Genomic DNA, 12,255 nt, shown 5'->3' with positions numbered 1-12,255 from the left:
CTAAAATATCTTGGTTGAAGCAATATTAGTCAAAACATCAAGAAAGGCGCTCTCAGTATTATTACTGACAAGCGCCAGATTGCTGAATAACATTTCTCAAGTTGGGCAGTGGAAAAAAACTAATAGACTGATTAATTATTGTGTGTAATAGTATATTATCACTCTTTAAAAAGCCTAAATCAATCAATTCTTCAGTTTTACTACTTTCCCGGAAACAGGATTAACTATAATCTCATATAGGTCTCCATTTTTTAAATTAATTACATCAAAGTAGTAAAAGCCTCCTACAAAGTAATAATCGTGTATAGTCCCTATGGCATACTTGACATCATCTTCATCCGGATAATAAATTACACTGTTTTCATATTCTGTTTGTATTAGAGTTTCCACCTTATTGTATGCAGCTTTATAGGTTAGGTTAGGAAGAATAGAATAAAAAAGTATTAATGGCCCAATATAAAACAATAATAATATAAGAATAATCTTTTTATACTTCTTATTTAATAAACTAAATAGTAGAATCTTACTTTCTCTATCAAAGGATTTATTCACTATGTAGGGTTGTATAAAAATAACCATATAAAACACTAGCGCATAAATAATATTTTTATAAAAATGCTCATTAACGTAAGATAATGCTACAAATTCTATTGAACTAAATACAATAGCCGCGTAAAACCAGACTTTTTTCTTAGACATCATTGTTCAGGTCAACATTAGCATAAAAGACCTTACCCCTCCTTAAATCACCTTAATTTCTATTATGTATACATAATCAGAATAACAATAACCAACAATATAGTTGAGATTAAAAGGTATAGAGCAACCTGTAATCCTCTAATTTACCCTCGCTTTTCTCAGGATATTTTGATATTTTGATATTTTCTATTAATCTTTTTTCGTTTCTTTCTCAAAGATCTCATGTTGTCATAGAAATACCAGTGAAACAAGCTATTTAGTAAATCAGTATTCATCATGAAAAAACACCTCCTCAAACTTTATAATTCATATATAAATTTTCATTAAAGTACTTTTGTAAAGCTTGGAGGGTATGTTGATAATACTTCAATTACATCATTTGATGTTAAGAATACATAATGTGTTACTGAACTTGATTCATATATACCCGAACTCTCTTCAAGAAATTTGCTTAAATAATTCGATTTTTTCACTTTAAATAGAGACCATTCACAATAAAACGGCTCCTCATATTTTTGATGTAGATAATCTAACATAAGAATTAAAGTGCCTTTATCTGTATTAGTATAAGATAATACACCTACTTCAAATTTTACTAAAAAACTATTTCTTCCATTTTCATCACTGAATCTTAAAGAAAACCCCTCTTCACTATCACTTAGTGATTCATTGTATATATTTGGAGAAACGTCAAACATTGGCATCCATCTTTCCCATTCCACTTTATTTCCCTCGCTATCTTTGAACACGATTAAGTTGTATTTAGTTTTTTTGATTCAAATAGCAGCCTTATTAAATCTCCTCGCAAATTCAAGGATCAAAATTAAAACAAAATAGGTTTTATCATTTTTATTTCATAACGTTATGTTTATTTGTGCACAACCTTATTTTCTCAAAATAAAAAAAAAGATATAGACTTATATTTCATTTTTTTATATCATGTAGATAGAGTTCTTTTAAAAATTAATTAAATTAATATAAATAAGTAAAACCACAGATTGGTTCAAAGTGAACAATCTGTGGTTTTTGTTGCATCTATAAGTGAAATGATAAAATTTAGATACTACTGCGAATTAACCCTACACTAGTAAGTATCTAATTTACTAAACGATATCTCGAAAAAATCAATCTAGTTTGGTTTATAAAAGAACTGAAACATATTTCACTTGTGTTTATTATAATTTAAAATGTGTGTTTACAAGAGTTTTCTAAAATAAGTGGGTGATTCATTATAATCCAATGTCTTATAAAAATTAGCTGCTCTTCTAGTAGCTAATGCTACTAATTGTGACTTCCTGGATTTTGACCAATCTTCAAAACAACTCATTAATTTTGTTCCAATACCTTCATTTCGATATTCTTCTACCATAATTTCTTCTACCCATGATACTCGACCGTTGGCGTAAAAAGTAAAGTGATCAAATCCTAAACAGTAACCTATTAATTTGTCTTCATATTCAGCAACCCTTAAGAAAACAGATTCGTCTAGAAGTAATAGGTGATGTTCTCAACAAATAATTCTTTTTTAGGCATAAATGATGTCGCAAACTTTTCTACTAACTTTAATAATTCATTAATATCTGATTCTTTTGCTCGTCTAATTTGTATATCCACTAAACTTCCCCCTCTAAAATTCTTTCATTCATCAAGTGATTTGAACACTTTCCCATTCGACACGTTGGGTAGGTACTCCTATATTAGTTTTATCTTTTTACTTGCTCTTCGTATGAATTCCTCATTCTCTACCCGTTGTTCAACAAAATGTCCATTGTGGTTATAAAATTTCTTGTTTAAAAAATATTACTCAAAACATACAGAAAGACGCTTTTAGTTATCATTTCTGAAAAGCCCCATTCGTATTATGAGGTCAGCCAGTAATTTTTCTGACTGATCTCATTTAAATAGGTATTATCCTTAAAGTAGTCAAGATAGCCTTTACTATATTCTTGCACCATATTGTTGAGTAACATTAGGTAAATTTAACATATTGTACATTTAATCTCCCATTCTTTTATATTCTGAACATCCCCCTATCAAACACAATCTATCTTGTGTTTACTAAAAAATAGAAATTTAATGTAACATCAATATAGAAAAGAAAATTAATCCTACCAAAATTGAACCTATTATTGTATGTCGGAATGTTTCTCTGCCATTTTTTATTGCTTTGACTAAATCAACACAAAGGATAAAGAATAGAATTGGTGGTATGAAATAAAATAAAGCAAACTGAAAAGTCATCTAATTCCTCCAATATTATTTTTACTTAGTTAAATTTTACTAAATAAAATTAATATTGGTAATCACAACTTACCTTGTGTTTACTAAACATTTTGGTAAAATTACCTTATAACTAAACTAGAGGTGATAAATATGAAACTTGAATTTCCTTTGTTTCTTCTAATAGTTTTACTTTTTGGCAATGTTGTTCATTATTTCTCACCAAAGTATGAAGAAATATATTTAATATTAGCCGTTGGAGTTGTTTATCTTATTCTAAAGAAACTAGGCATAATGAAGAAAAATGTCAGTCCAGCATTTGGGATTTCCTTAATATCTATCACCTTGTTTGTTTTCTTTGTGATCCCCGCCCTTTTCATTTATTAGAAAAAGAATTTTCTGGTGGGAAACATAACTATCATTGAGTGTAATAAAATGATTAATCCGACCTAGCACATTAGTACAAGCGTCTTATAAACCATTGCATATACTGCTCTATAGCTCTCCCTAACAATTATTCCTTCCGCTTCAGTTAGTGGGAGTTATACTTCTATAAATTTTATAAATTGATTTATTTGACCTAGAACATTAATACAAGCAAGGTTGAATAATTTTACATAACATTAAAGTAAACCCATAACTATCATTCTCTCTTCCTGTTGCCTCCTTTGACGAACACACAGGGAGAGTATTTTTTTGCTAACCGTCACATTTGCTAATAAGTTCTATAAAACTATTTCATTTGATTAGTACAACCGCACATAACTTATACTTAAATTTCGAATAAAATATTGTGTATTAAGACTCATTGCACTACCCCTCTAACTACCCTAGGTATACCTCCTTTTATATGCCTTGATACATTTCTCGTAGGGTAATTTGTCATGCTATCCTCTCTCACTCCGCGTCCAACGCTATAAGGAAGAGAGGATTTTTTTAATCAACAAAATGCTTATTATGTTTCATTAAATTTTCTGGCAAAAGTGTTTATTTTCTTCTCATGATTCACCATTCATCATAAAATAATTATTACTTAATCTTTCAAAAAAGGAGTTTAGTATATGCCCATTGCGTATGTTACTAATTTTTCAAGTGGCACTGTTTCTGTCATTGATACCAAAACTCAGTCAGTTATTGCTACAACTCAAGTTGGTTCATTTCCTATTTCGCTTGAGTTTTCTCCAGATGGAAAACTTGCTTACATTGTAAGAACTAGTGGAATTGTCTCTGTCATTGATACCAAAACTCATTCTGTTATTGCTACGATTCAAGTTGGTTCATTTCCTCAGTCGGCTAAATTTAGTCCTGATGGAAAGCTTGCTTACGTTAATAATAATGATGATGCTACCCTTTCCATTATTGATGTCAAAACTCATTCTGTTATTGCTACTGTTCAAGTTGGAGTTGATCAAGCATTTTTTTTCGCATTAACTCCAGATGGAAAACTTGCTTATGTGAATACTGATGAAGATGAGACTGTTTCCGTTATTGATACTAAAACTCATTCCGTTATCGCCACTATTCAAGTTGGTGAAGATTCAGAATTTCTTGCATTTGCTCCTGATGGTAAACTTGCTTATGTTGGTAATGAAGGTGATAACAATATCTCTGTCATTGATGTTAAAACTCATTCTGTTATTGCTACTGTTCCAGTTGGAGATGAGCCAGATTTTGTTGCATTTTCTCCTGATGGTAAGATTGCCTATGTTATAAGTGAAGAAGATCCCCTCACTGTTATTGATACTAAAACTCATTCAGTTATTGCCACTATTCAAGTTGGTGAAGATTCAGAATTTCTTGCATTTACTCCAGATGGAAAACTTGCTTATGTTGGTAATGAAGATGATAACAATATCTCTGTCATTGATGTTAAAACTCATTCTGTTATTGCTACTGTTCAAGTTGGTTTATTTCCTAATTCGCTTGCATTTACTCCTGATGGAAAACTTGCTTACATTGTAAATGGTAACAACACGGTCTCTGTCATTGATGTCAAAACTCATTCTGTTATTGCTACTGTTTCAGTCGAGTTAGACCCTTTCTTTGTTGCTATTACTTCTAGTTAACACAATTACTCTTGAGTTTAATAAAAATAATATATTTTACTTGGTCATATATCAGTTGCATCTTCTAACTTTTTGCATTTATTAATAACAACTATTACTGTAAAAGGACTGTGAAACTATGAGTAATTGCAAATGCAAAAATAAGAAACCTTTAGAGTCATTTAAGGATCAATCATTAGAAAAATTAACTTTATTTTCCAACTCTGTGTTTATGCCTCAGGCTGTTTTAACTTTGCCTCCTATATTGGTAAAAAAAGGTGATATTATACATTTAAATTCCGTTGTTACTTTAGAAATTACTACTGATGGTTCGGGTTTGCCCGTAAATATTAACATAGATTATATCCTCCAAAGAATTAGCAATAATGGAACACCAATAAATTTATCTACAATTGGATTACAAAGAGAATTCAGCAATCAAGACGTTAATTTGACTGATACTATAACCCCTAACCTAACTTGGGTTGATTATCCTGATACTGGTTTGCATATCTATCGAATATTTATTCAAGATGCTGGACCATGTGTCGATATAGATACCATTTGTGCTCAAACTCGTGCTTTAAATGCGCTAGTTATTAAACACTAATTTATTTTTTTGTAACCACAATACAAAATAAGTCTTATAAGTAAAAATTAGTAACGAGTTTATCTACATGGTCTTAGAGATGGGATTTTATCATTTTTTACTATAATGGAAGCACGCTAATTAAGTCTGTTAAATTCACCAGCAATTTAACCTAATAAATAATTAATCAAAATTACTTGTTATTCCACAATATGGCCCAAATCATAAATAAAGACACATCTCTTAGAGAAATGCGCCATATCGTATTATAAGGTCATCCAGATTGATATTTTATCTGGTTGGCCTTCTTTTTATAGGCTATTCTTTAGGTAGTCGGGATAGGACGTATGCGCCAGTGGGACTTGATCCCGTCCACAATACTGTCCACTCCCTACTTGTAGAAGGAAGGGGGTCTTTTTTAGTAGAACACTACACAACTATCATTGTGTTTACTACAAAGTGCTATTCAAAGAGTTAAAATCGATCTAGTGTATGAACCCTATTACTTATAATTTTATACCATCCTTTTTATGTAACCATTTTCGAAGCTTTGGATAGATGTTATATTACTTTTTATTACAGCATTGTATATGTAAACGCTAAAATTACTTTTCGATACTTAGGGTGGTCATGTAAAAGATTTTTTAACTCTAATATAGTTTTTCTATTAGAATCATCAAGTTGAATTTATTTCTTTTACGACATTTTGCTTTTCTTTTACTTCTTCCGAATAGATTGTCCAAATATCAATTTTCCATTGCTGTCCAAATAGGTTTATATGTACAGCCCAATATAAACCACTTGGTAAATGAGGCGTTTGTCCAATCAATTCATTTCTAAAGCTCATTTTAGATGGCTCTAACTTTAGTGTAATTTCTTTGCCTAATTCAAAAAACATATCGACGTTTATTGTATCTGATTCGAGATAAATATCTAAATCTCTCCAGGTCATTATTTTTAAAGAATAACTTCCACTGACTTGGGGGTTACCGAACTTTTTTAACAAATCGTACAGTCCCATTGTGTATAGTATTTCATCAGATTCCCTCATTATTTCTTTATTTAACTTTTCTAATTCCAAGCTCACTTTGATATGCCTGTAGATTCATCATCATAAATATCATAGGCAGCTATATTAAATGTATAAGTCTCATATTTCCTTGCTATGTCACCAGGGACAGTCGGGTTCTATTCTCCTTTGTTGAGCAGGACAATATTTTCCACTTGCAGCAACAAGAATAATAACTAAAAGAATAAATAATACTAATACAATTGCAGCTCCACTACCAGAGTGTCTTCCATAAGCACTCATTCGAATTCCTCCTTTCTATATATAATGTAATATATATTATGAAAGGATAATCTAAACTGCTTGGATTGATGTTCTGATACAAGCTCACATTTTTCATAGATTAAAACCCCACTACATAAATAGTGAGGTTTTCCGTTGAGGAATTCTATGAGTGCACAATAGTAGGCTGCTAATATATTCTATTTTCTGTAGCTTCATTTGGTATAGACACGTGACTTGCTTGTTTGAAAATGTGCTGTTATACCATTTCATACAAAAAGTACCGGAAAGGTGAAATTTAATTCCAATTTCTCACCCCCTAAAAAAGACATAAAAAATACGCCTAATTTGGCGTTATTCTTGAATCGGTGTTCCATCCGTATTCAATGATAATGCGTTTAACTCTTCTTCGACTTTAGATTGTAAAATTGATGGGACTTGATTAATGGTTCTTCGTCCATGAACGATCAAAGCGACATAAATATAAACCATGTCTTCACCTCCCTTCATACGTAGTATGAATAGGGCTAATTTAATCAGCATTATGATCAGCATCCAATTTAGTTTGTACGTCTGCTCTTAGATGTTCAGGGACTTGATCAATGGTTCTTCTTCCCTCTTTAATTAGCTTGTAATAAATATCAATCCACATCAACATCATCCCCCACCCCCTAACGCTAAGACGTCTTCATATACTGACGCTAGAGCATCCATTGTGTTCAATTGATCTTCTTTCATCTGTAAATTTTCTGCCCCACTGTGATTTTCAAATAGTATTATAGAACACATCTTTTGGAAATATTACTCTACCTCTTTTTGTGAACAATTATTTCAAAATTATAAAATTTATACAACTTCTTTTTCAACAATCTGCCCATAAATTAAATAAGCACTAATCTAAGTTACAGATCAGCGCCATATCGTATTATAAGGTCAGCCAGTAACATTTCTGGTTGACCTATTTTTAATAGGTATTATCCTTAAAACAGCCAGATGGTCTTTACTATATTCTTGCGCCATATTGTGGAATAACAATTCTTAGATTCGGCAGTAGAAAAAAACTAATCGATTCATTAATCATTTTATTTCATTATTAAAATAATTGATCTATTCGAACTGGAATTTCAATGCCTTCTGTAGGAAACAATCCTGTATTTTCAGTTACTCCTCCGTTGATATTTCCAGTCTGTTCTATCCATATTACCATCTTCATCTGTTCAAGGAAAAGGAGACTATAAGTGGAAAGGCATAATGAGCTTATTAAATCAGAAATACATCAACTATTAACAAGCAACCGCTACGTTCTGACTAAATTTCAGCATTAACACATATTATAATGTCTCAAACGAAAAAGAACACATATCTTATCCTAGTGCACAATTTAATAACGATGACGCATTTCTATTGCAGAAATGAATCATTTAGTTGCACCAACAGTAAACTTCATGACTATATCAACAAGGCTTAATACACCCTTATGTATTTTGGTAACAAAATTTTTCGGTTTACCAACTCCTTTTACCACTGTGATAGAATAAAGCTACGGATTTCATTTATCGACAGTGTTTTATTCACCTAGCCAAGCGTTCGCCAGTGTCATTGCTCCTTTAGCTGCATCTGAATCAGCTAGCGCATTTAGCATCATAAAATCATGTATGGTCCCTTGGAAACGTACAGCAATGACATTTACTCCAGCTTCTCGAAGTTTATTAGCGTACGCTTCTCCTTCATCACGTAAAACATCTGCCTCAGCCGTAATAACTAAAGCATCTGGTAGCCCCTTAAGTTGTTCTGTTGTAGCGCGTAGAGGTGAAGCTGTAATCTCATTACGCTCATCTTCATTCGTTGTATATTGATCCCAGAACCATTTCATCGCATCTTGGCGTAAGAAGTACCCTTCTTTAAATTGTTTATACGATTCCGTCTCAAAAGAAGCATCAGTTACTGGATAGAAAAGAAGTTGTTTTTGAATTTTTGGACCTCCACTTTCCTTAGCCATTAAAGTAATAGCTGCTGACATATTTCCACCTACGCTATCTCCAGCAACTGTGATTTTATCAGTATTCATACCGTATTCCTTCCCACTTTCAGGAATCCATTCTAATACCGCATAAACCTCCTCAATCGCTGTTGGATATTTTGCTTCAGGTGACAGACTATAATTAGTAAAGATAACAGCAGATTGTGAGCCCACAGCTATTTCACGAATCAAACGATCGTGTGTATGCTCGTTTCCGAATACCCAACCTGCTCCATGAGTATATAAAACAACAGGTAAACTGTCTGGAGCATTTTGTGGTTTTACAATTCGTACTGATACCTGCCCGGAGGGACCACCTGAAATTGTAATATCTTCAATATCAACTTTTGGCTTTTCAATAGCACCTGACTGAACCTCATCTACTGCTTTTCTACCCTCAACTGGACCAAGATCAAACAAGTAAGGTGGATTCTTTGTAGCTTCAATAAACTCCTGAGCCTCTGGTTCTAATACAACTTTTGATTCGAAGACTTCATGTCCTTCTACTTTCGATACAGTTTCCACATTTTCCACTTCCATTTCCTAAGATTGATTATTTTGTTTCTCCTCAATTTTTGCTGTGGAGCAAGCTAATATAGCTAATTCTATCGCGATAATGGTTAGAGATAGTTTTAATGATTTCATCGCTTTTAACCTCTACTAATCAAATTGTTATATACGAGGAAGAAATTTCTAAAGTAATATAAGGGAATTTAACGCTTTTAATTCTACCTGTTGGGTTTCTTAAACTATCGCTTTTGCATCCTCTAACGATACTCCAGTAACGTAAACTTCTAATACCACACTAAAAACAAATCAAGCTATTATCTTTCCGAAAGGTGACATAAGAAATAGTAACAAAAAGAAAAGGACTATATTTAGCCCTTAATAACCACAGTTTCTATTATGTTTCTATACATAGAGAAAGACGCTTTTCAGTATTATTTTCAGAAAATCGCCATATTGTTGAATAGCTATTATTTGTTATAAAGCGATTAAGACGTTACAGCAATTCCTTGGGCTCCATTTCCTCCACCAGGTATTTTCGCTATCAACTCATTATTTGAGGTTTGGAACACCTCAACACTATCGGGGTTTGCATTGGACACATATACTCGACTTCCATCAGTATTAATAGCCAATTGTTGTGGTGCATTTCCAAGTTGTACTTGTTTTATTACAGTATTACTAGTAATATCAATAACATTTATACTGCCGAATGGAGAAAAAACTTGATTAGCGATAACGTAAACAAAATCAGATGATGGAGATATCACAATATCAAGACTAAAGTTAGCTCTTGACAATTCTATAGATGCAATACGCATGTTATCCGCTATTCGAAAAGCTTCTACAAATTGTGAACCACCAATGACATAAAGGAATTCACCACTAGGAGTAATTACTAAATTCTGAGGGTTAGGAACAGGAGTATTTATAGTATCAAGTATTGTTTGATTGGAAGTTTCGATAACAGTTATCGTCCCAAATGGACTAACAACGTAGACAAATTGGCTATTGGGTGTACTTGTAATAGATAAAGGAGAGTTTGGCACAGAAATTGTTTTAATAACAACATTATTAGAAGTTTGAATGACAGAAATGGTACTATCCTGTGTATTAGCGATATAAACAAACTGACCATCAGGTGTAATAGCAATATTGTTATATGTGTTTGCTCTCGATCCTTTACCTACACTAATACACTGTACAACCCTATTCTCACTTACTTCTATAACAGATACTGTCGATGCGTCAATATTATATACATAAACAAACGCACTATCAGGTGTTATAACTAAGTTTTGGGAACCTCCTCCTGTACTAATAGGATCCCCAACAAGGGTATTGTCTGATATACGTATTACAGAAACAGATCCACTATTCAAATTTGCTACATAAGCAAAACTTCTATCTTGTGTAATCGCTACCCTGAATGGCGTGTTTTGAACTGGTAAAGTTGTGATCGGCATGTTTTCTTGTCCGTCAATTATTGTTATATTATTTGAGAATTCATTCGTTACATATACTGTTTCAAATGTCTGTTGACAGCTTACAACTGTAAATTCTGTAATAGATATTGGAACATTGTTCACCTCTGCTGAAGCTATGATTGTAACAACTGTACCTAAAAGAGGAGGGGTTACAGTCACCATAGATATATATTCACCATTATCATCAGTAATTGTTGGGTTCGGGTCAAAATTGACGATACCAGGTAACGAACTCGATAAACATACTTTCGCTCCTTCTACTGGACACACTCCATTAGATGTGACCTTTCCAGAAATAACAGCCTGACACTTTATTTCACACGGAACTATTAAAGTAATAGTTGGATTACAACATTTTTCTGAAAGCTGTTTTGTCAAAATTTCACACCTCCTTCTATATAAAACTGAATTTTTAAAAAACTATTATTTTAATCATTAACAGTTACAACCACTTTCTTTCATTATTCACCGAAGTCCTTAATAAAGCTCATATTTTCATGAAAGTTTGTACATTATATTTATATTCATGGAAAGGGTAGAAAGCTTTAATTATTTCACACAAAATTCAATGATAATATCACTTTGGTGGTCAAAAATAGATTTATCTAACCCTACATGAATACAAGCATTTCTCCAAATAACATACACCAAATAAGGTACTCACCTATTATTCTCTCTCCCATTTCTCCCCTTCCTCAAACAAGGATGAGCTACATACTTTCTCGAATTTCAACATTTTGTCATAAAAACATGTATATAAAAACTGCACTATACACAATGTTGTATTCCTTAGCTATCTCCACTGATATCTTAGGTATTTGATTTTTCATTCCATAAAAGAACTTATACATTCAGCGTTCTTCTCTTTTCTTACAGATCTTAACCACTCTTAGACTACATTATTTTTTTGTATGATTAAATTCAAAAAAAAAATCCTCTACTCATTATGAGTAATGGAATATGATATTGATTCTCTTTTTTTAATATAGGAAATAATACAATTAAAATTGCTCCAACCCCAAACGAAATTATCATAATTAATTGTATAATAGTCTCTTTCAATAACATTAGTGCCTCCTGAGTCACATTAACAACCTAATAACCATACTATACTATCACTATTGTTTCCTTAATAGGTAAGGTAACTATCCATAAGGTAGTCCAGATATACTTTACTACCTTCTTGCGCCATATTGTTGAAGATCGTCATTAAAGTCTTGTGCTTTTACTTAGCTCTAGGGAAACATTATTTTTTAAGTAGTTGTATTGATTAAGGTTTGTGTCCTGGAAGGCTTCTTCTCTATTTGATGAGATATCTGCATAATTTATGCTTTCACTAAATTGGGATTCTGTAAAATCATATCGGGTGTTGTCTATAAAATTATAATAATGCCATC

15 protein-coding genes and 1 pseudogene are annotated in these 12,255 nt (G+C 32.1%); 3 read left to right on the top strand and 13 right to left on the bottom strand.

What is annotated here, in order from left to right; all coding sequences use genetic code 11:
* Positions 1–183: 183 nt before the first annotated feature.
* The 4 genes and pseudogenes from JM172_RS23280 to JM172_RS25305 form a co-directional block, all read right to left on the bottom strand.
* Complete coding sequence (locus tag JM172_RS23280) at positions 184–699, bottom strand: hypothetical protein (protein ID WP_214484770.1); 516 nt, start codon at positions 697–699, stop codon at positions 184–186.
* Positions 700–1,022: 323 nt separating this feature from the next.
* Positions 1,023–1,421, bottom strand: coding sequence for a hypothetical protein (locus JM172_RS23275; protein WP_214484769.1), 399 nt, complete (start codon positions 1,419–1,421; stop codon positions 1,023–1,025).
* 473 nt (positions 1,422–1,894) lie between these two features.
* A pseudogene (locus JM172_RS23270) lies at positions 1,895–2,170 on the bottom strand (GNAT family N-acetyltransferase); the annotation flags it as partial.
* Between the two features lie 14 nt (positions 2,171–2,184).
* Positions 2,185–2,313, bottom strand: a complete 129-nt coding sequence (locus JM172_RS25305) for a hypothetical protein (RefSeq protein WP_284730502.1) — start codon at positions 2,311–2,313, stop codon at positions 2,185–2,187.
* 759 nt (positions 2,314–3,072) lie between these two features.
* Here JM172_RS25305 and JM172_RS23265 point away from each other — a divergent pair.
* The 3 genes from JM172_RS23265 to JM172_RS23255 all read left to right on the top strand — a co-directional run bounded on the left by JM172_RS23265 (position 3,073) and on the right by JM172_RS23255 (position 5,574).
* The gene (locus JM172_RS23265; RefSeq protein ID WP_214484768.1) at positions 3,073–3,306 is read left to right on the top strand and encodes a hypothetical protein; all 234 of its coding nucleotides are present in this window, start codon (positions 3,073–3,075) and stop codon (positions 3,304–3,306) included.
* A 674-nt stretch (positions 3,307–3,980) separates the two neighbouring features.
* On the top strand, positions 3,981–4,985 hold the full coding sequence (locus tag JM172_RS23260; RefSeq protein WP_214484767.1) for a cytochrome D1 domain-containing protein: 1,005 nt from the start codon (positions 3,981–3,983) through the stop codon (positions 4,983–4,985).
* Positions 4,986–5,103: 118 nt separating this feature from the next.
* Positions 5,104–5,574: a hypothetical protein gene (locus tag JM172_RS23255; RefSeq protein WP_214484766.1), complete on the top strand. Its 471-nt coding sequence runs from the start codon at positions 5,104–5,106 to the stop codon at positions 5,572–5,574.
* Positions 5,575–6,229: 655 nt separating this feature from the next.
* On the opposite strand, the gene JM172_RS23250 is transcribed toward JM172_RS23255, so the two are convergent.
* The 9 genes from JM172_RS23250 to JM172_RS23220 form a co-directional block, all read right to left on the bottom strand.
* Entirely contained in the window at positions 6,230–6,640 is a 411-nt protein-coding gene (locus JM172_RS23250; protein ID WP_214484765.1) for a hypothetical protein, read from the bottom strand.
* 81 nt (positions 6,641–6,721) lie between these two features.
* The gene (locus JM172_RS23245) at positions 6,722–6,865 is read right to left on the bottom strand and encodes a sporulation protein YjcZ (protein ID WP_214484764.1); all 144 of its coding nucleotides are present in this window, start codon (positions 6,863–6,865) and stop codon (positions 6,722–6,724) included.
* Positions 6,866–7,198: 333 nt separating this feature from the next.
* The gene (locus JM172_RS23240; RefSeq protein WP_250886856.1) at positions 7,199–7,336 is read right to left on the bottom strand and encodes a CD1375 family protein; all 138 of its coding nucleotides are present in this window, start codon (positions 7,334–7,336) and stop codon (positions 7,199–7,201) included.
* 40 nt (positions 7,337–7,376) lie between these two features.
* Positions 7,377–7,502: a CD1375 family protein gene (locus tag JM172_RS24985; RefSeq protein ID WP_250886855.1), complete on the bottom strand. Its 126-nt coding sequence runs from the start codon at positions 7,500–7,502 to the stop codon at positions 7,377–7,379.
* Entirely contained in the window at positions 7,502–7,633 is a 132-nt protein-coding gene (locus JM172_RS25300) for a hypothetical protein (protein WP_284730501.1), read from the bottom strand. The genes JM172_RS24985 and JM172_RS25300 overlap by 1 nt, the downstream gene beginning before the upstream one ends.
* A 778-nt stretch (positions 7,634–8,411) precedes the next feature.
* A complete protein-coding gene (locus JM172_RS23235; RefSeq protein WP_214484763.1) occupies positions 8,412–9,404 on the bottom strand; it encodes an alpha/beta hydrolase in 993 nt (330 codons plus the stop codon).
* Positions 9,405–9,859: 455 nt separating this feature from the next.
* Complete coding sequence (locus JM172_RS23230) at positions 9,860–11,236, bottom strand: beta-propeller fold lactonase family protein (protein ID WP_214484762.1); 1,377 nt, start codon at positions 11,234–11,236, stop codon at positions 9,860–9,862.
* A 543-nt stretch (positions 11,237–11,779) separates the two neighbouring features.
* Positions 11,780–11,926, bottom strand: a complete 147-nt coding sequence (locus JM172_RS23225; RefSeq protein WP_214484761.1) for a hypothetical protein — start codon at positions 11,924–11,926, stop codon at positions 11,780–11,782.
* Between the two features lie 141 nt (positions 11,927–12,067).
* A partial coding sequence (locus JM172_RS23220) for a YunG family protein (protein WP_483297277.1) occupies positions 12,068–12,255 on the bottom strand: 188 nt, incomplete at its 5' end.

The sequence above is a fragment of the Bacillus sp. SM2101 genome, assembly GCF_018588585.1.
Classification (GTDB): domain Bacteria; phylum Bacillota; class Bacilli; order Bacillales; family SM2101; genus Nanhaiella; species Nanhaiella sioensis.
This window is presented reverse-complemented; position numbering and strand designations above follow the sequence as displayed.